This window comes from Polynucleobacter hirudinilacicola (genome assembly GCF_002192535.1).
GTDB classification, from domain to species: domain Bacteria; phylum Pseudomonadota; class Gammaproteobacteria; order Burkholderiales; family Burkholderiaceae; genus Polynucleobacter; species Polynucleobacter hirudinilacicola.
This window is the reverse complement of sequence record NZ_NAIA01000003.1, coordinates 679,476-699,699: the sequence shown is the minus strand read 5'-3', so window position 1 is coordinate 699,699 and position 20,224 is coordinate 679,476. Positions and strand designations below refer to the sequence as shown.

The 20,224-nt window shown below is 46.3% G+C and carries 18 protein-coding genes and 2 tRNA genes; 3 read left to right on the top strand and 17 right to left on the bottom strand.

Annotated features, from left to right (window positions below):
- Positions 1 to 38 precede the first annotated feature (38 nt).
- Positions 39 to 2,894, bottom strand: coding sequence for a 2-oxoglutarate dehydrogenase E1 component (locus B6A14_RS07630; RefSeq protein ID WP_087909886.1), 2,856 nt, complete (start codon positions 2,892 to 2,894; stop codon positions 39 to 41).
- 300 nt (positions 2,895 to 3,194) lie between these two features.
- Here B6A14_RS07630 and B6A14_RS07625 point away from each other — a divergent pair, with 300 nt between their 5' ends.
- On the top strand, positions 3,195 to 3,893 hold the full coding sequence (locus B6A14_RS07625) for a helix-turn-helix domain-containing protein (protein WP_087909885.1): 699 nt from the start codon (positions 3,195 to 3,197) through the stop codon (positions 3,891 to 3,893).
- A gap of 64 nt (positions 3,894 to 3,957) precedes the next feature.
- On the opposite strand, the gene B6A14_RS07620 is transcribed toward B6A14_RS07625, so the two are convergent.
- The 16 genes from B6A14_RS07620 to B6A14_RS07545 all read right to left on the bottom strand — a co-directional run bounded on the left by B6A14_RS07620 (position 3,958) and on the right by B6A14_RS07545 (position 17,995).
- A complete protein-coding gene (locus tag B6A14_RS07620; protein WP_087909884.1) occupies positions 3,958 to 4,242 on the bottom strand; it encodes an H-NS histone family protein in 285 nt (94 codons plus the stop codon).
- A 193-nt stretch (positions 4,243 to 4,435) separates the two neighbouring features.
- The gene (locus tag B6A14_RS07615) at positions 4,436 to 4,921 is read right to left on the bottom strand and encodes a PaaI family thioesterase (protein WP_236635694.1); all 486 of its coding nucleotides are present in this window, start codon (positions 4,919 to 4,921) and stop codon (positions 4,436 to 4,438) included.
- Positions 4,886 to 4,962, bottom strand: a tRNA-Pro gene (locus tag B6A14_RS07610). Before B6A14_RS07610 ends, B6A14_RS07615 begins: the two co-directional genes overlap by 36 nt.
- 25 nt (positions 4,963 to 4,987) lie before the next feature.
- A complete protein-coding gene (locus tag B6A14_RS07605) occupies positions 4,988 to 5,338 on the bottom strand; it encodes a MerR family transcriptional regulator (protein ID WP_087909883.1) in 351 nt (116 codons plus the stop codon).
- Complete coding sequence (locus tag B6A14_RS07600) at positions 5,316 to 5,639, bottom strand: integration host factor subunit alpha (protein WP_087909882.1); 324 nt, start codon at positions 5,637 to 5,639, stop codon at positions 5,316 to 5,318. The genes B6A14_RS07605 and B6A14_RS07600 overlap by 23 nt, the downstream gene beginning before the upstream one ends.
- Before the next feature lie 45 nt (positions 5,640 to 5,684).
- The gene (gene pheT, locus B6A14_RS07595; RefSeq protein ID WP_087909881.1) at positions 5,685 to 8,141 is read right to left on the bottom strand and encodes a phenylalanine--tRNA ligase subunit beta; all 2,457 of its coding nucleotides are present in this window, start codon (positions 8,139 to 8,141) and stop codon (positions 5,685 to 5,687) included.
- A 28-nt stretch (positions 8,142 to 8,169) separates the two neighbouring features.
- Complete coding sequence (gene pheS / locus B6A14_RS07590; RefSeq protein ID WP_087909880.1) at positions 8,170 to 9,216, bottom strand: phenylalanine--tRNA ligase subunit alpha; 1,047 nt, start codon at positions 9,214 to 9,216, stop codon at positions 8,170 to 8,172.
- Positions 9,217 to 9,243: 27 nt separating this feature from the next.
- Positions 9,244 to 9,609, bottom strand: coding sequence for a 50S ribosomal protein L20 (rplT, locus tag B6A14_RS07585; protein WP_028818624.1), 366 nt, complete (start codon positions 9,607 to 9,609; stop codon positions 9,244 to 9,246).
- A 25-nt stretch (positions 9,610 to 9,634) separates the two neighbouring features.
- Positions 9,635 to 9,832: a 50S ribosomal protein L35 gene (gene rpmI, locus B6A14_RS07580; protein ID WP_011902674.1), complete on the bottom strand. Its 198-nt coding sequence runs from the start codon at positions 9,830 to 9,832 to the stop codon at positions 9,635 to 9,637.
- Between the two features lie 127 nt (positions 9,833 to 9,959).
- Positions 9,960 to 10,493: a translation initiation factor IF-3 gene (gene infC, locus B6A14_RS07575; RefSeq protein WP_407947079.1), complete on the bottom strand. Its 534-nt coding sequence runs from the start codon at positions 10,491 to 10,493 to the stop codon at positions 9,960 to 9,962.
- Between the two features lie 33 nt (positions 10,494 to 10,526).
- On the bottom strand, positions 10,527 to 12,449 hold the full coding sequence (gene thrS, locus B6A14_RS07570) for a threonine--tRNA ligase (RefSeq protein WP_087909878.1): 1,923 nt from the start codon (positions 12,447 to 12,449) through the stop codon (positions 10,527 to 10,529).
- Between the two features lie 111 nt (positions 12,450 to 12,560).
- Positions 12,561 to 12,637 (bottom strand) — tRNA-Val (locus tag B6A14_RS07565).
- Positions 12,638 to 12,655: 18 nt separating this feature from the next.
- Positions 12,656 to 14,677 (bottom strand): RelA/SpoT family protein, encoded by a 2,022-nt coding sequence (locus B6A14_RS07560; protein WP_087909877.1) that lies wholly within the window; start codon positions 14,675 to 14,677, stop codon positions 12,656 to 12,658.
- A 13-nt stretch (positions 14,678 to 14,690) separates the two neighbouring features.
- Positions 14,691 to 16,559, bottom strand: coding sequence for an alpha/beta fold hydrolase (locus B6A14_RS10510; protein ID WP_087909876.1), 1,869 nt, complete (start codon positions 16,557 to 16,559; stop codon positions 14,691 to 14,693).
- Between the two features lie 35 nt (positions 16,560 to 16,594).
- On the bottom strand, positions 16,595 to 17,245 hold the full coding sequence (locus tag B6A14_RS07550; RefSeq protein ID WP_087909875.1) for a CoA transferase subunit B: 651 nt from the start codon (positions 17,243 to 17,245) through the stop codon (positions 16,595 to 16,597).
- Between the two features lie 48 nt (positions 17,246 to 17,293).
- Positions 17,294 to 17,995, bottom strand: a complete 702-nt coding sequence (locus B6A14_RS07545; RefSeq protein WP_087909874.1) for a CoA transferase subunit A — start codon at positions 17,993 to 17,995, stop codon at positions 17,294 to 17,296.
- 167 nt (positions 17,996 to 18,162) lie between these two features.
- Here B6A14_RS07545 and B6A14_RS07540 point away from each other — a divergent pair, with 167 nt between their 5' ends.
- Positions 18,163 to 19,833: an electron transfer flavoprotein-ubiquinone oxidoreductase gene (locus B6A14_RS07540; protein ID WP_087909873.1), complete on the top strand. Its 1,671-nt coding sequence runs from the start codon at positions 18,163 to 18,165 to the stop codon at positions 19,831 to 19,833.
- 2 nt (positions 19,834 to 19,835) lie between these two features.
- Complete coding sequence (gloA, locus tag B6A14_RS07535) at positions 19,836 to 20,222, top strand: lactoylglutathione lyase (protein ID WP_087909872.1); 387 nt, start codon at positions 19,836 to 19,838, stop codon at positions 20,220 to 20,222.
- Positions 20,223 to 20,224: the final 2 nt, after the last annotated feature.

Sequence of the window (20,224 nt, the reverse complement as noted above, 5' to 3'; positions counted from 1 at the left end):
AATCCTGTTTATATATGTATGTTGAGTTATGACGTCGATTATTTTGTAATCACATAACCTTTTAGTTTGGCAAATGCCGCATTCAATAAAGACTTCTGCTGTTCTTGGTGAAGATGAGCATATCCACAAGCAGGTGAAGCTGATGCAGGTCGCCCTGCATACGCTAGCTTCATGCCGTCTGACATGTTTTCTAGAATGTTGTGCTGAACAAAGAACCAAGCGCCTTGGTTTTGTGGCTCATCCTGACACCAAACAATCTCCTCGAGTTTTGGGTATTTCTTCAACTCAGAAGTCAGCGCCTTATGTGGGAATGGGTATAACTGCTCCAGACGAATAATGGCAGCGTCGCCAAGCTTCTTCTCGGAGCGTTGTTTAACCAAGTCGTAATAAACCTTGCCGGAACACATAATCAAACGCGTTACTTGTTTAGCATCGAGCGTGTCGTCACGCTCACCAATAACGGTCTGGAATCCACCTTTGGTAAATTCTGACAAGGGAGACGCAGCTTCTTTATTACGGAGCAATGATTTTGGTGTCATCAAGATCAGCGGCTTGCGGAACTGACGAATCATTTGGCGACGTAACACATGGAAGATTTGCGAAGCGGTTGTTGGCTGAACAACTTGCATATTGGTATCAGCACACAATTGCATGAAGCGCTCAAGACGAGCCGATGAATGCTCTGGTCCTTGCCCTTCATAACCATGCGGCAACATCATCACCAGGCCATTAGCACGACCCCACTTCACTTCGCCGGAGGCGATAAATTGGTCGATCACGACTTGTGCGCCATTAGCAAAGTCGCCAAACTGGGCTTCCCAGATCGTTAAAGTATTTGGCTCTGCTGAAGCGTAGCCATACTCAAAACCAAGCACAGCCTCTTCTGACAAGATTGAATCAATGACCAAAAATGGGGCTTGATCTTTAGCAATGTGACGCAGCGGAATATAAACACCGGTATCCCACTTCTCACGATTTTGATTATGCAAAACAGCATGTCGATGGGTAAAGGTGCCGCGGCCACTATCTTCACCAGATAGGCGTACTGGATAGCCGCTCGCTACTAGGGATGCAAAAGCCATGTGCTCGCCCATACCCCAGTCAATATTGGTTTCTCCACGACCCATGGCCGCACGATCGTTCAATACTTTTTCAACTAAGGGGTGAACCTTAAATCCTTCACGAGCGGTAGATACGCGTTCAGCCAATCGCTTCCATTCTGTCAATGGAATGGCAGTATCCGCTTCATCAGTCCACTTCTTGTTTAAGAAAGGTGACCAATCAACAGCAAACTTACCTTTGAAATTGCTCAGTACTGGATCAGAGGTTTGCTTGCCAGCATCCATCGCCGCACGATAATCCTTGACCATCTGATCACCGGTACCTGCGGGCAGAATACCTTGGGCCTCTAACTTATCTGCATACAGCTTGCGCGTACCAGGATGGGCCGCAATGATTTTGTACATCAGCGGCTGAGTCATTGCTGGCGTATCTTGCTCGTTATGGCCGAGCTTTCTGAAGCAGACGATATCAACCGCTACATCTTTATGAAACTGAGTGCGGAACTCAATGGCCAGTTGGGTTGCTAGAACAACTGCTTCAGGATCATCACCATTCACATGGAGTACTGGAGCATCAATCACTTTCATGATGTCGGTACAGTACAAGCTAGACCGTAAGTCCCGTGGGTCAGAAGTTGTAAAACCAATTTGGTTATTAATCACAATGTGCAGCGTGCCACCGGTTGAGTAGCCACGCACCTCAGCCATTGCTAAAGTTTCTTGCATCACTCCTTGACCAGCAATCGCAGCGTCGCCATGAACTAGTACGGGCAATACCTGTTCGCCTAGTTGATCTCCACGACGATCCATACGAGCGCGCGCAGAACCCTCTACTACGGGATTCACAATCTCAAGGTGAGATGGGTTAAATGCTAAAGAGACATGCACTGGACCAGCAGGTGTTGAAATATCGCTAGAGAAACCTTGGTGATACTTTACGTCACCAGCAGGCAAGGTCTCCGGACCTTTGTGCTCAAACTCAGCAAATAAGTCTTTTGGCATTTTGCCCAATGTATTGACCAAGACGTTGAGTCGACCGCGATGGGCCATACCAATCACAATCTCTTGAACGCCTTTAGCGCCCGCCTCATGAATTACCTCATCCATACAGGCAATAAAGCTATCGCCGCCCTCTAGGGAGAAGCGTTTTTGACCAACGTACTTAGCCTGTAGATAGCGCTCTAGGCCCTCAGCAGCTGTAACGCGATCTAAAATGTGGCGTTTTTTCTCTTGATTAAATTGGGGCTTTGAGCGAATAGACTCCAACTTCTCTTGCCACCACTTTTTAATCTTTTGATCGGTAATAAACATGTATTCGGCACCAATCGTGCCGCAATAGGTTTCGCGCAATGCTTGCAATAAATCACGCAAGGTCATTTCGGATTTACCGAAGAAGGTATTACTGGTATTGAAGACGATATCCATATCGCCATCAGTAAATCCATAGAAAGCCGGATCTAATTCTGGAATATCCTGGCGCTCAGTGCGCTTCAAAGGATCAATATTTGCCCAGCGATTGCCCACGTTACGATATGCGGCAATTAATTGCTGAACAGCAACGCGTTTACGTCCTAGCTCCGAGTCAGCTGAATCAGAAATCGTTCTGATAGGCCCCTGCTTAGCGCGCTCTGCAAAAGAAGCAACAATAGGAGCATGCGCAATATCGGCTCGAGAAGAACCATCCACAGCCGGGACTTGTTTTACGTTATCAAAATAAGCTCGCCAATGATCAGCTACAGAAGCAGGATCTTGCAAGTAGGATTCGTAGAGCTCCTCTACGTAGGGTGCGTTACCGCCAAAGAGATAAGAGTTATCTCTTGATTCCTGCATCATGATGCTCACCTTTCATCGGGTTTCCCGATTAAAAACTGTGGTTAAAACCATCCGTTACGCGGCTATACCGTTTTACGAATTGATCTGTGCAAATACTGTCACTACATCAGTAATTTAACACGATTGACCACGGCTACATAAAGGGCTTTCCCTGATTTTTGGAAGTTTGGGCTTATTTCCCTCTTGGGATGAACTTAATAAGAACTTTCCTACCCTGCTTTCAAGATTGGCCGACAGATTCTCTAAGGTTTGATTTTTATTCTCTAAATCTTCAAATGAATTAATGAAATTAAGGGAAATATGAAAACCGTTACCCCAGATATGGAATATCTCAGCACTAGACAAAGCGCCAAGATTTTGCAGGTATCCCTTGGAACTGTGCAAAAAATGGTGGAATTAGGTGAGTTAATCGCCTGGAAGACCCGTGGGGGCCATAGAAGGATATTGGCAAGCTCTCTTGAACAACAACTTCAACGCAGAAAACGGGCTATGCGACAAAAAACCAGCCAAAACTGCATTGCCATGGGGATATTCCGCCGAGCTGAAAATAGCCAGGACCTCTTGGAATCTATTCAAGACTGGCAATTAAAAGTGGAAATGGAGGTTGCCATTGATAGCTTAGAGGGCCTAATGAGGGCAGTCTCCATTGCCCCTGACTTAATCTTTTTGGATGCCCTCATCCCACCGGTAGAGCAGGTTCACTTAATCCATTATCTCAGTAAAAACAAGGACACACAGCGCATTCCTATTCTAGTAGATGAAGGTTTTATTAAGCTTCATCCTGGCGTTGTGGCCCTTGCAGATGAGAACAATGGCCATAAACCCCAGTTTACGGAGAACCTGGTTGAAGAGCTACAAAATGGCCTGATTGAGCATAATCCCCTCATCATTGGATACCCAGCGACCAATATCGAAGAAGACCAATCCTGGCCCCAGGGAGGCCGACATGAGCTATTGGAACCCATTTTTATAGAGGCCCTAGCCAAGAAATGCACCTAAAAGCCTGCTAACGATAAAAAAGGCCGCTAATGCGGCCCTTTTAAATATCAATCAAACCAATAACTTAGATCAAGTAGTTGCCACGATCTTTGCCATCAATCCACTTTGGAGCCTTGCCACGACCTGTCCAGGTTTCCCCTGTTGAAGGATTGCGGTATTTAGGGGCAACCTTGCCGCCACCGCTCTTAACGCCCGCTTTACGGCTAAATAAATCAGAAGCACTTAAGCTATACTGTTCAATGATTGCCTTAGCTTTAACAATTCCATCGGCTTTTTCACGTGCAATCGCCTCTTTAATCTGTTTATCTAACTGCTCGCGCTGAGCCAATAAGTCTTTATAGGAAGACATCTATATTTTTCTCCGAATAATTGATTATTTAAATAACTTAATTAAGCCATTTATTTCTTAATTATATATAAATTAATTAGAGAGTAAATATATTATTAACCTTTTATTTAAAGGTCTAATGGGACTTAAATTACATTAATCGATATAATTATTATAAATATTAATATCGATAATAGAAAATCTACTCGAAATACTACCTTCTCAGGGTAAATGTACCACTGGCTTTAGCCGTAATCTCGCCTGCGCCATTTAAAACCACTGCTTCACAGTAATTGACAGTTTTGCCAGCCTTTAAGACGCTACCCTCTACTACGATCTTGCCAGTACTAGGTCGCAAGAAACTGGTGGTCATGTCAATCGTAATAACGCCTAGGGCATGCTGAGCCGCACTTCGTGCCGCTGCAGCCATCGCAAAATCAAGCAAAGTCATGATGAGGCCGCCATGCGCAACCTGAAAGCTATTCGTAAATTCTGGTTTTAGCTCAAGACTAATGCGTGACTTACCATCCTGAGCATATTCTGGGACAACGCCCAAATGATCCAGAAAAGGAATATCTAAGCCAAAGAAACTGGTTCGCTCATGTATATGAGGTGTGTGATTTGGTACGGTCATCTTGGAGTCAATTAAAACACTAAAGATTGGTGGTCGGGGCGAGAGGATTTGAACCTCCGACCACATGCACCCCATGCATGTACGCTACCAGGCTGCGCTACGCCCCGACAAGAGACAAAATTGTATCAGTAACTATTTAGACAGAATTTGCAGAACCGCTTGCAATTCATCGCGCAGGCGGAGCTCGCCGCGCACTTCATCAAGGCGGTTTCTAGCGCCACTAATGGTAAAGCCCTCCTCATACAGAAGCGCTCTGATTTTACGAATCAACACCACTTCATGGTGCTGGTAGTAGCGGCGATTGCCACGACGTTTCTGGGGGCTAAGCTGCGTGAACTCCTGCTCCCAGTAACGCAATACGTGTGAACGTACGCCACAAAGCTCAGCAACTTCACCAATTGTGAAATAGCGCTTTGCCGGGATTGGGGGAAGTTGAGAGCTCGGCAGTGCCGAGCTAGCATCAAACTCGGTTTTCTCGAGCATGTGACTCCACTACATCTTTAAGCTTTTGACTTGCATGAAAAGTAACTACACGTCTTGCCGCTATCGGAATCATTTGACCTGTTTTTGGATTTCGGCCAGGACGAGCCGATTTATTGCGTAGCTGAAAATTACCAAAGCCAGAAATCTTTACCTCAACACCAGACTCAAGAGATTGACCAATACGATCAAAAAAAGCATCAATCATGTCTTTAGCTTCACGCTTGTTTAAACCAACCTGATCAAAGAGCGCTTCTGATAGCTCATTCTTGGTAACAGTGTCGTTATTCATTAATTCAGTCATTGCTAGTCTCTTCTGTAGCTTCTTGGTATTTCTCTAATACTAAACCTAGCGCAGACGGGCCGCGCACTTTTTTTCTACGGCGCCCAATAAAGCGGCCATAACTGCATCAATTTGAGGGTCTTGCAGAGTTTCCTGTGGATTTAAGAGAGTGACTCGGAAAGCCAAACTCTTCTCATCATCAGCCATGCTGCTAGAACCTGCCTTAGGCCTGAACTCATCAAAGAGCTCGATAGTACGGACAAAATTCTGCTTGCTTGCTGCCATGGCATCCAATAAAGATTGCGCAGAAACATTTTGTTTCACTACCAAGGCTAAGTCACGCTGTACAGCCGGGAACTTACTCAACTCTTCTGGTTGGGGCAAACCCAAATCTCTAATGACATCTAAATCTAACTCAAAAAGAACGGGGGCCTGCGGCAACTCATAAGACTGTTGCAAGCCGGGATGCAATTCTCCAATCCAACCCACTGCAGTTTTTCCTGAAGTTGTTTTTAAGAAGATCTGCGCTGAACGACCTGGATGCAATGCTGGGTGTTGTGTAGCCTCAGTAACAAAATGGAGCGGATCTAAAACTCGCTCGAGATCACCCTTCACATCAAAGAAATCGACCATTCGATTAGCACTTGCCCACTGTTCCGGAACAAACGCACCATAAGCTAAGCCACCCACTTTCTGGGGTTGATGAAAGCCCGCAACTTTACCAGACTGCTCTTGCACGCTGGAATCACGATGAAACACACGACCAGCCTCAAATAAGCGCACTCGACCTGCGCCACGATTTAGATTGGCCTTGAGGTTATTCAGCAAGCCACCCCATAAGGTACTGCGCATGACGCCATATTGACTAGCAATTGGATTGAGAACAGCAATAACATCTTTCTGAGCAACGCCAGTAAGGCGCTTTTCACTCTCAAGATCGGTAAATCCGAAATTGACCGCTTCTTGATAACCCTGGAGAGCAAAACGCTGGCGCAACAAATGAATGCCGCGCTTAGCCTCTGCCTTTGCACTCATTTTCAATGGGGCAACTGGAGGTATGTCAGGAATATTCTCAAAGCCGTACATGCGTGCGACTTCTTCAATTAAATCTTCTTCGATCTCAATATCAAAACGATAGCTTGGTGGTGTTACAACAAAAACATCACCTTCTTGCTTGAATTCAAATCCAAGACGCTTAAATACATCGGCAACAATGTCATTGGTCAATGGAATGCCAATCACCTTTTCAGCTCTAGCCAAACGCATTTTCACTACCTTACGTTCTGGCACATTTAAAACCTGGTCATCCACTGGGCCTGCTTGGCCACCACATACCTCTAGAATTAGAGAAGATAGGTACTCAAGGCAATTGACGGTATTTTGTGGATCAACACCACGCTCAAAACGATGCGCTGCATCGGTACTGAAATTAAAGCGACGGGCACGCCCCTGAATCGCTGAAGGCAACCAATAAGCTGCCTCTACATAGATATTTTTGGTGTCATCAGTTACGGCACAGTGATTACCGCCCATAATGCCTGCAAGCGCTACTGGGCCAGATTGGTCAGCAACCACACCAGCATCTTGCATCTTGCCCGCAGAGTCTGGGCCCTGTAAAGTCACAGTTTGGCCATTGAGCAGCTCCAGGGCTTCCCCTGCTTTGGCCCAACGCACAGTAATATCACCATTCAATTTATCAATGTCAAATACGTGGGTAGGCTGACCCATCTCTAACATGACATAGTTAGAAAGATCAACCAATGCTGAAATACTTCTTTGGCCAGCATGACATAGGCGTTGAATAATCCAATCAGGTGTTTTTGCCTGTGGATTAACGCCACGAATCACGCGACCTGCAAAGCGGCCGCAGAGCTCTTTATTCTCTACCGTGACTTTACGTTTGTCTTGTATGGATACTGCCGGGGGATTCCATTTGGGCGCACAAAGTGCTGCTCCAGTAATCGCTGAGACCTCTCTTGCCATTCCCATCAGAGAGAGGCAATCCGCTTTATTAGGGGTTAACTTAATCACAAAGATTTGATCGTCTAGATCAAGGTACTCACGAATATCTTTACCTATTGGTGCATCAACTGGCAGCTCTAAGATGCCTTCGTGATCATCACCAAGACCAAGTTCGCGACCAGAACACAGCATGCCTTGGCTTTCTACGCCACGGAGTTTGCCTACTTTGATCATAAATGCCTTGCCACCTGCTTCTGCTGGCGGTAATTCTGCGCCTACCAAGGCACAAGGGATTTTGATACCAGCACGTGCATTCGGTGCACCGCAAACGATTTGTAATTCTTGACCAGTACCAGCATCTACTTTGCAAACACGCAAACGATCGGCATCAGGATGTTGCTCGGCAGAGAGAATCTGCGCCACTACGATCTTAGTAAAGGCAGGGGCAACTGAATGCTGCTCTTCTACTTCTAAACCAGCCATCGTCATTGCATGGCCCAGTGCATCGCTATCTAGCGATGGGTTCACATACTGACGGAGCCAAGATTCAGAAAATTGCATAGCGCGATCTAAGTTTTAAAAAATATTGTTATGCAGGGAACTGCGCTAAGAAACGCAAATCGTTTTCAAAGAAAAGACGTAAGTCATCAACGCCGTAACGCAACATGGTTAAGCGCTCTAAACCAGAACCAAAGGCAAATCCGGTATAGCGTTCTGGATCAATCCCCATATTGCGCAATACGTTTGGATGAACCTGCCCTGCTCCAGAGATTTCTAGCCAGCGACCAGCAAGCTTACCGCTACCAAAGGCCATATCAATCTCAGCAGAAGGCTCAGTGAACGGAAAATAGGATGGGCGGAAACGCACTTGCAGCTCACTCGTTTCAAAGAAGGTTCTTAAGAAATCGGTATACACGCCCTTCAGATCAGCAAATGAAACACTCTCTGCAATCCATAAACCTTCCACTTGATGAAACATGGGTGAATGGGTGGCATCACTATCAACACGATAGGTTCTACCGGGTGCAATGACCTTAATTGGGGGCATTACATCGGCGTTGGCATATTTCTTGACATGCTCACTTGCATACCTAACCTGGATCGGACTGGTATGCGTGCGCAATAACAAAGGTTTGCCATTGGAATCTTTGCCATCAATATAAAAAGTATCCTGCATCGAGCGCGCAGGATGATTCTCAGGACTATTTAAAGCAGTGAAATTAAACCAATCGGTTTCAATTTCAGGGCCATCAGCTACATCAAAACCAATGGAGCGGAAGATCTCTTCAACGCGCTCCCAGGTGCGCATCACAGGATGCAAGCTACCTACTGCCTGACCACGGCCCGGCATTGAAACATCAATAGACTCTGCTGCAAGACGTTGCATTAATACGGCATCAGCCAAAGCTTGGCGACGCTCTTGTAACGCAGCTTCTACTTGGGTTTTGATTTGATTAATTTGGGCGCCAGCACTCTTGCGCTCCTCAGGCGACATTCCACCAAGCGCTTTTAAACGCTCAGTGAGAACACCTGATTTACCGAGATACTTGGCTTTCGCGTCCTCCAGAGCCGCCGCATCGGCAGCTCCGAGGAAATCACGTTTAGCATCCTCGACAATTTGGTCGAGAGAAACCATTGCAGCTTAGTTTTTAGAAACTAAGAATTAAGCTGCAGCGTTTACTACGGATTTAATCCGAGTAACCAAAGCGGCAAAAGCCGGTTTGTCAGCAATGGCCATATCAGAAAGAACTTTACGATCGAGATCGATAGATGCTTTCTTCATACCATTCATGAATACGCTATAAGTCATGTCATGCTCACGCACTGCCGCGTTGATACGAGCAATCCACAAAGCGCGGAATACACGTTTCTTATTGCGACGGTCACGATATGCATATTGACCAGCACGCATAACCGCTTGCTTAGCAATACGGAATACGTTTTTACGACGACCGCGGTAACCTGTTGCGGCATCAGTGATTTTTTTATGACGGGCTCTTGCTGTAACCCCACGTTTGACTCTTGGCATTGAATTCTCCTAATTTAGTCTGAGGTTAAGCGTAAGGAAGCATGGAGCGAATTGACTTAACGTCAGCTTTCGCAACTTCAGTGGAACCACGTAAATGACGCTTGTTCTTTGTGGTCTTCTTGGTAAGGATATGGCGTTTGAAAGCCTGACCTCGTTTAATCGTTCCGCCTGCGCGAACCGTGAAGCGCTTCTTAGCGCTACTCTTGCTCTTCATCTTGGGCATAAAGCACCCCTTCATTTACTTGTGCAACATAGGTGGTAACCGACGGTTACTCTTCCTGTACCCAGAAGCACTTCAAACTGCCAGCACTTTTCAGCGCCTCCCTACATAAGAACCAGGTAGAACCTAGTTACTTAGCCTTACGAATGGGGGCCAATACCATCACCATCTGGCGGCCTTCCATTTTTGGAAACTGTTCAACTTGGCCATGCTCTTGCAAATCCAACTTCAAACGTTCCAACATTCTCGCTCCGATTTCTTGGTGGGCCATTTCTCGACCCCGAAACCGCAACGTAATCTTTGTCTTATCGCCATCTTCCAAAAAGCGGATTAGATTGCGTAGCTTTACACCATAGTCACCATCATCTGTGCCGGGACGGAATTTCACTTCCTTCACCTGAATCACTTTTTGCTTCAGCTTGGCTTCATGCTGACGCTTGGCTTCTTGGTATTTGAATTTGCCGAAGTCCATGATGCGAACTACAGGTGGTTCAGCTGTCGGAGCAATTTCAACCAGATCGGTCTCTTTCTCTTCTGCTGCAGCCAAGGCTTCACTCAACTTAACTACACCGATGGGCTCTCCATCAATTCCAATCAAACGCACTTCAGGAGCAGTAATTTCCCGGTTAATGCGCTGCAATTTTTCAGTAGCGATCTTCTTAATTCCTTTAAAAAAACAATAAAAACCGCTCTACCCCTAGCTAGGCTCGGGTCCGACTTTATGGGATATATCCTGCTGGAGTCGGGCAACGAAGGCATCAAGAGGCATTACGCCTAAATCGACTCCGCCACGGGCACGAACGGCCACCGTATTACTTTCAGACTCTTTATCACCTACAACTAGCAAAAATGGGATCTTCTGTAATGCGTGCTCGCGTATTTTATACGTAATTTTCTCATTCCGCAAATCAGATTCGACTCTAAACCCTTGTTTTTTCAGCGATTGCTGCACTTGTTGTGCATATGCGGCAGAATTTCCAGAGATATTGAGGACCACTGCCTGGGTAGGAGCAAGCCAAACTGGCATGTTTCCAGCGTGGTTTTCGATCAAGATGCCGATAAAACGCTCTAAAGAACCCACAATTGCCCTGTGGAGCATGACCGGGGTCTTGCGACTATTGTCCTCAGCCACATATTCAGCACCTAAACGGGCCGGCATTGAGAAATCCACCTGAATCGTGCCGCACTGCCAAGTGCGTCCAATGGAGTCTTTCAGGTGATATTCGATCTTAGGGCCATAAAAAGCACCCTCGCCTGGCAATTCTTCCCATTCTTGGCCGGACGCCTTCAAAGCACCTCGCAGAGCCTCTTCCGCCTTATCCCAAATCGCATCGTCACCAACGCGTTTTGCAGGCCGTAAGGCAAGCTTCACAGCAACTTCAGTAAAGCCAAAATCTTGATACACAGCGCGGACTGCTTTATCAAAGTTGGCTACTTCAGACTGAATCTGATCTTCAGTACAGAAAATGTGTCCATCATCTTGTGTAAAGCCACGCACGCGCATTAGGCCATGTAATGCGCCAGATGGTTCATTGCGGTGGCATTGCCCAAACTCACCGAAGCGTAATGGCAACTCACGATAACTGTGCAAACCAGAGTTATAAATCTGTACGTGTCCAGGACAGTTCATCGGCTTTAATGCGTATGCACGATTCTCCGACTCAGTCGTGAACATGTTTTCTTTGTAGTTTTCCCAGTGGCCAGATTTTTCCCAAAGTGCACGATCCAAAATTTGGGGGGCTTTGACTTCTTGGTAACCCTCTTGCTGATACACGCGCCGCATGTATTGCTCAACCTCTTGCCAAATAGACCATCCTTTTGGATGCCAGAAAATCAAACCAGGCGCCTCTTCCTGGAAATGGAATAAATCAAGTTGCTTACCTAAGCGACGATGATCGCGCTTCTCAGATTCTTCAAGCATATGCAAATAGGCGTCTTGATCTTCTTTACGTAACCAAGCCGTACCGTAAATACGCTGCAACATCTCATTCTTGCTATCGCCACGCCAGTAAGCACCAGCAAGCTTCATAAGCTTAAATACTTTGAGCTTACCGGTAGAGGGCACGTGGGGGCCACGACATAAATCAGTGAACCTGCCTTCTGCATATAAAGACACATCCTCACCCTGCGGAATGGCAGCAATCAATTCTGCTTTATACTTCTCGCCCTGATCTTTAAAAAATTGAACGGCTTCATCACGTGGCATCACCGTACGCACGACTGGCTCATCTTTTTTGGCGAGCTCCGTCATTTTCTTTTCAAGGGCGACTAAGTCATCTGGCGTGAATGGTCGGTGATAGGAGAAGTCGTAATAAAAGCCATTCTCGACCACTGGACCAATAGTGACTTGTGCTTCTGGAAATAATTCTTTGACAGCGTATGCCAATAAATGCGCTGTAGAGTGACGCACGATCTCGAGCGCCTCAGGACTCTTGTCAGTAATGATGGCGAGTTGACTATCTTTGTCGATGACAAAACTGGTATCGACCATCTTGCCATCAACAATGCCGCCTAGAGCTGCTTTAGCAAGACCACTACCAATACTTTGAGCAATATCCGCTACGCGAAGTGGGGCCTCAAACTCACGTTTTGATCCATCGGGCAGAGTAACTACAAGCATGATGACTCCATCTTATTTACTGAACTTCCGTTTTACTACTATGACCTAAAAATAAAGCGCGGCAGCTTATGGGCATCCGCGCCTTGGGTTTCCCCATTGGGTCTTATTCGTTGGTAGGCTCGATTGGACTCGAACCAACGACCCCCACCATGTCAAGGTGGTGCTCTAACCAGCTGAGCTACGAGCCTATACAGCCATAGAGTTTATCACCGGCGGCGTACTTGGGTGACCCCTTTAACCTCTTCCAGGCTATTTTGAACAAAGCGCAATACTTCAGAATCCTTTACCTCAACCGTTAAAAGGATCTGAGCCAGGCCCTTTTTAGCGGATTTACGGAGATCAATGACATGCACCCCCTGCCGCGTCAGAATTTCAAAGAGTTCACGCATGAGATCTTGTCGATCTAGGCCAGTCACTACCAAATCTGCTGGAAATACCCGTTTTTGATCATTGTCTGTAGCTGTATTGGCATTAGCAGTCCACGCAGTCTGAATCACTCTTTCTGGGGCTCTCTCTAAAAGACCTCTGAAAGTCTTGCAAGAGCGCCGATGAATCGAGACTCCTCTACCTTGAGTGACAAAGCCTGCGATTGAATCTGGAGGCACAGGTCGACAACAACGTGCCAACTGAGTCAACAAAGAATCTACGCCAACCACCAAGACATCGCCACTTTGCCCAGTCTTGCGAGTGCTATTGCGGAGAACAATTTCTGGTGCGGGAGCTTTTTCTTCGGTACTGACCTCTGTTTTATTCTCTACAGGTTTTGCGGCAAGCCCCGCCTCCTCGTCATCAAGCGCATTGAACCAAGCGCGCACTCTAGATCTCGCTCTGTGTGAGCGCAAGTAATTCTTATCAGGACTAATCCAATCTCGTGAAGGGCCGCCATGCTTTACGGCAATGATCTCAATAGTCTGACCATTTTGTAATGAAGTCTCCAAAGGCACCATCGCACCATCTACTCGCGCACCTCTACAACGATGCCCGAGGCTGGTATGCACTGCATAGGCAAAGTCAACTGGAGTTGAGCCCTTCTCCAGTGAAATCACTTTGCCCAATGGCGTAAGTACATAGATGTGATCATCGATCTCATGATGCTTAAGCTGCTCCCACGCATCTTCCTTCCAGGAGATCAGTTGTCGTGCCCAAGCAATCTGCCGCTCATAAGCAACCTCAGCGCTATGCGTACCTTGCTGATGGGTAGAGATAGGCTTATTTGTTTTGGTGGGGTTGGGTGGTGTAGCCATCCCAATATAGGCACCCTCTTTGTAGCGCCAATGCGCTGCCAAACCATATTCAGCTTGTTGATGCATCTCTTGAGTACGCACCTGAATTTCAAAAGCTGTGCCGTCTTCATTCATCACCACGGTGTGCAGTGATTGATAGCCGTTAGGCTTAGGGCGTGCAATGTAGTCATCAAACTCACGTGGCACTGGTTGCCATACGTTATGGACAATACCTAAGACTGCATAGCAAGATTTGACGTCTGCTACTAGAACACGAAACGCCCTCACATCATAAAGATCAGCAAAGTCGAGTGACTTGCCTTGCATCTTTTTCCAGATACTGTAGATATGTTTTGGTCTACCTAGAACCTCACCATCAATCTGCGCTGCCTTCAGCTCATCTTGAAGCTGCAAAACAATGCGATCAATAAATGATTGACGCTCAATTCGTTTGGCATCTAGCATTTTGGCGATATCACGATAAGTATCTGGGGACATGGCTCTAAATGCCAAGTCCTCCATCTCCCACTTCATCTGCCAGATACCCAGGCGATTTGCCAAGGAAGCATCAATATTAAGAATCTCTTGTGCCCAAGCTGCAGGCATGGTCATTTTTTCTTGTGCAACCCAACGTAAGGTTTGCAGACGCGAAGCAAGATAGATTAAGACAACCCGCAAATCATCACCAAATGCCAAAAGCATCTTGCGTAACATCTCTTCTTGGCCGGCAACACTTAAACCGCCATCATCACGAACGAGCTTTCCCTGAGCCTGGCGTAAGCCTCGATAACCAATTAAGAGCTTTGCAGGTTCTTCGCCAATTAATTTACTGAGAGCATCTTTGCCATGCGTGCGGGCAATATTGCTAGCAGCCGTTAATGTGGCGTCATCTAAGTTGAGCGTTTGGAGTATTTGAAAAACGCCAGCAGCATGAGATTCTGCTGGCTCGCCATACCAAGCATCTGTGAATAATGCATTTGCAGATTTGTTAGAAGCATTTGCCATTAGCAACCAAGACTTAACTGAAGAATTCTTTTGCTAACGCTATTTGTTCTTTTTTCACAAATGCAGGTGCATGACCTACATTTGGAATCTCAATGCTACGCGCATAAGGGTTCACTTTGCACATCTCGGCAAGAGTAGTTGCAGAAAGCAAGTCAGACTCTGCGCCACGCACGATTAACATCGGAATATGGATTTGCTTAAATGCATGCCACATTGCCACTTCGCCGGCTTTCGCCATAATGGGATTCACCGAAGCAAATGGCACGGATATATTGGGGTCATAGTGCATGATCCACAAGCCATTACGCTCAATCAGCATAGGGCCGTTATAGGTCTCCCACTCCTCAGGAGTGTGCTCACCAAAGGTAGAGCAAATTGCGTTCAGTCTATTTAGCGCCTCGCTACGATTGGCAAATGAAAATGGCTGGCCAACATAGGAACCTAAACGCTTAATGGCGTCGGGTTCAATTTTGGGGCCTACATCATTAATCAGCATTCTTCGGATTGGGGAGTTTGGCATAGCTGCATACACCATACCAATCAGGCCGCCCATCGAAGTTCCAAACCAATCAATGTGCGCTACACCAAGCGTTTTGACAAGCTGAGCAATATCAGCTACATACTGAGGTACGGCATATTGCATTGGATTACTGAGGCGATCTGAATCTCCTCTGCCAACAATATCAGGGCAAACAACGTAATAGTCTTGACACATCACTTCAGCAAGCGTCTTAAAGTCGCTCCCGCGTCTGGTTAAGCCATGTACGCAGAGCAAGACTTTTGAATTTCTGGGATTACCCCAAGCGTGATAGGCCATGCGATGGGTACTCTCACCATCGACACACTGCACATAAAAAGTATCGCCCTGGTGCATCACTGGTGACGAATGAATGTCATCCTGCAAGCTCTCATCATGAGTATGCTCATCAAGCCCACCAAATATTTCAGGCTGCAGGGTCACATGGTCAATGCCATGCTTATCCAAAAGCATCTCATTAATACGAGACATAATTTCAGGCCACTCTTGAATTTCTGCAATTTCAATGTGACCAATCAAGGCTGGAAAACTCGGTGTCATCTCCCAAACATGGAGGTCATGCACCGCTAGTACGCCAGGAATACCTCTTAAGTCTTTACCCACCTGTAAATAATCAATGTGCAGTGGCACACCTTCCATGAGGAAGTGGTATGACTCACCCAAAATAGAAATCGTTGATTTAAGAATCAAGAGTGATACCAGAATGGAAAGAATTGCGTCGATAGGCATCCAGCCAGTCAACTGGATCACAATACCGGCAATTAAGGCTGCAATAGATCCGAGCAAATCACCCATCACATGAACGAGTGCTGCGCGGGTATTCACACTTTTCTTATCGCGCGACAAGACCCAGGCAACCACAATATTCATTAACAGGCCAATGGATGCCACTACCGTAACCGTAAAGCCGTCTACTTTATGAGGATCATAGAAACGAGTAATCGCCTCAAACACTATCCATGCAACTAAAGCCAGCATTGCGATGCTATTCACAAATGCAGCAAGCGCTTCGGCTCTACCAAAGCCAAATGAATGCTTTGGTGAAGGTGGGCGTCGGGAAATTATCTGTGCCAAGAGTGCTAAACCTAAGGCAGCAGCATCAGTCACCATATGACCGGCATCGGAGATTAATGCCAAGGAATTCGCGAAATAAGCGGCAGCACCCTCAACTCCTGCAAAACCCAGTGTGAGGACCAGCGCTATTAGAAGTAGGTTTTGATTTGAGACTTGTTTACTGTGAGTATGCCTTGCATCACCCTTTTTGTGGGCATGCAGCGAAGAATCTAATGCAGAGCTAGTTTGAACTCTAGGCTTGGCTGAATGTGAATGATGGGATCCCGACATGGTGATCCCATTATTTCATTAAATGGTGAGAAGGGTTAAAAACCGCTGGTATCAACAGGGGCGCCAGTTTTGGCGATCACTTCCTCTTTAGTCACACCAGGAGCCAATTCAACTAAGTTCAAACCAGAGCGAGTGATATCTAAAACACAAAGATCAGTAATGATCTGGCTGATTACACCTACACCGGTTAATGGCAATGTGCACTTAGGCAAAATCTTGAGCTCTTCTGAGCCATCTTTCTTTTTGGCAACGTGCTCCATCAAGACAACAACATGCTTCACACCTGCAACTAAATCCATTGCACCGCCCATGCCCTTCACCATTTTTCCTGGAATCATCCAGTTGGCTAAGTCGCCATACTCGCTGACCTGCATCGCACCCAGAATCGCAATATTGATTTTGCCGCCACGAATCATGCCAAATGAATCGGCAGAAGAAAAAATGGATGAACCAGGCAAAGTTGTAATCGTTTGCTTACCTGCATTGATTAAGTCTGCATCAATCGTTTCCTCAGTTGGAAATGGGCCAATGCCCAACAAACCATTTTCTGATTGCAGCCACACTTCCATATCTTTTGGCACATGGTTTGCCACCAGGGTTGGCATTCCAATTCCGAGGTTTACGTAGTAACCGTCTTTTAGTTCTTTAGCAGCACGTGCTGCCATTTCATCTCTAGTCCAAGGCATATCAATCTTCCTAAATATTCTGTTCTATTGCTCTTCTGTGTATGGTTATTAAGCTGTTGCAGTCAATGTGCGTTGCTCAATACGCTTCTCAGGGGTTTTGTGCAGCACCAAACGGTGTACATAAATACCTGGGGTATGAATTTCATCTGGGTGCAGTTGACCGTTCTCAACGATCTCTTCGACTTCTGCCACTGTGATCTTGCCAGCCATTGCTACAACTGGATTGAAGTTACGTGCGGTGTAGCGGTATACCAAGTTACCAGACTTATCTGCTTTCCAAGCCTTCACCAAAGAGATGTCCGAAATAATGGAGCGCTCCATAATGTATTTCTCACCATCGAATTCTTTTACTTCCTTGCCCTCAGCAACTAATGTGCCAACACCAGTTTTTGTATAGAAAGCAGGAATACCGCAACCACCAGCGCGTAATTTTTCTGCCAAAGTACCTTGAGGTGTGAATTCCAACTCTAGCTCGCCTGCTAAAAACTGACGTTCAAATTCTTTATTCTCACCAACATAAGAGGCAACCATCTTTTTCACTTGGCGAGAGTTCAATAAGAGGCCTAAACCAAAACCATCAACACCTGCGTTATTAGCAATCGCAGTCAAATTCTGTGCCCCCAAATCTTTTACCGCCTGAATGAGTGCTTCTGGAATGCCGCACAGACCAAAACCACCAACAGCTATTTTTTGTCCATCTTTTAAGATATCCCTCAAGGCATCAACTGCCGATGGGTAGGTTTTATTCATAACTTTGTCCTAATATTGCCAAAATGAGTAAAAAAGTAATCATAACGCCTCAGCGTCTCAAGCCTAGGCAGCTTAGCTACTACCTATGCACTAATTTGGTTTTTCTCTATTCGAACTAAACTAATGGGGCTGAAAAGCCTATTTTGAGGAAATTCCGGAGAATTTGAATGAATGCTGCAGAACTGCTAGAGCAATTTGGACCTAGAGAGTCCATGGACTATGACCTAGTCATAGTTGGCGGTGGTCCAGCTGGTCTATCAGCAGCGATTAAAGCCAAACAGTTGGCCAATGCTACCGGCAAGGATATTAGCGTCTGCGTTCTGGAAAAAGGTTCAGAAATCGGTGCGCATATTTTATCTGGCGCTGTCATGGATCCAAAAGCACTTACTGAACTCTTTCCTGACTGGAAAGAAATGGGCGCCCCACTTGAAACCGAGGTTACTCAAGATCAATTTCTGTTCTTAACCTCCGATAACTCATATCAAGTTCCGAACTGGATGTTGCCCCACTGCTTTAAAAATGAAGGTAACTATATTGTTAGCCTTGCTAACGTAACGCGCTGGTTAGGACAACAAGCTGAGAATCTTGGTGTAGAAATTTTCCCCGGCTTTCCGGCTGCTGAGATTTTGTACACCGAACAAGGCGCAGTTTGTGGCGTCATTACTGGCGCGATGGGCTTAGATAAAGAAGGTAAACCTACTGATCAGTTCCAGCTTGGCATGGAATTGCGTGCAAAGTACACGCTGTTTGCTGAAGGTGCTCGTGGCCATCTCGGTAAACAGCTGATTGCGAAGTTTGCCTTAGATCAGAATGTCGACCCACAAAGCTATGGCATTGGCATTAAGGAACTTTGGGAAGTCGAGTCCTCCAAGAGCAAACCTGGATTAGTTGTTCATACTGCTGGCTGGCCCTTAGAGAGCGATACCTATGGTGGTTCATTTCTCTATCACCTGGGGGATAACAAGGTTGCTGTTGGTCTAGTGGTGGGTCTCTCTTATAAGAACCCTTATCTCTCCCCTTTCGAAGAATTCCAGCGCTATAAATTGCACCCCAAAATTCGTGAAACATTCGAAGGCGGCAAACGCATTGCTTATGGTGCACGTGCGCTCACTGCTGGCGGTTTAAATAGTCTGCCAAAGACAGTATTTCCTGGTGGCGCACTCATTGGTTGTGATGCAGGCTTCTTAAATGCCTCCCGCATTAAAGGCAGTCATGCAGCTATTAAGACTGGCATGCTCGCTGCGGAAGCAGCCGTTTCTGCCTTAAATGAAAATCGCTCTGCCGATGTTTTATCTGCATACCCAACTGCATTTCAAAATAGCTGGCTTCATACCGAACTCAATCAAGCGCGTAATTTCAAGTCTTGGATGTCTAAAGGGCTCTACCTTGGCACCTTGATGGTTGGCTTAGAGCAAAAACTCTTAGGCGGCAATGTGCCTTGGACGGTGCACCTCAAGCATGCTGATCATGAGTGTCTAGAGCCTGCAGCAAAACATCGGCCAATTGATTATCCAAAACCAGATGGCAAGATCACTTTTGACCGTCTCTCTTCGGTGTTTATCTCCAACACCAACCATGCCGAGAATCAACCAGTGCATTTAACTCTGAAGAATGATTCTGTGCCGGTTGATATAAACCTGAAGACTTATGCTGGACCTGAGCAACGCTATTGTCCTGCCGGCGTTTATGAATATATTGAGACTGATGGCAAACCCCGCCTGCAGATCAATTCACAGAATTGTGTCCACTGCAAAACTTGCGACATTAAAGACCCCAGCCAAAACATCATCTGGATCACGCCAGAAGGTGGAGGCGGCCCTAACTACACCTCAATGTAAATATGATGATCCTACACACTATGCTTCGCGTCGGCGATTTAAATCGTTCGATTGATTTCTATACCAAAGTACTGGGTATGAATTTGCTGCGTACGACCGAGCGCCCTGGGCAGAATTACTCCCTAGCCTTTGTTGGCTATGGCAAAGGTAATGCAGACGGCCAGGCGGAGATTGAGCTCACCTATAACCACGGAGTTTCTTCTTATGATTTAGGTAGCGCTTATGGACACATTGCTATTGGCGTTCCAGATGCTTATGCTGCTTGCGAGAAAATTAAGGTTGCAGGTGGCAATGTCACACGTGAAGCTGGTCCAGTTGCCGGTGGCGATACCGTTATTGCCTTTGTCACAGATCCTGATGGATACAAAATTGAATTAATCCAGCGCTAATA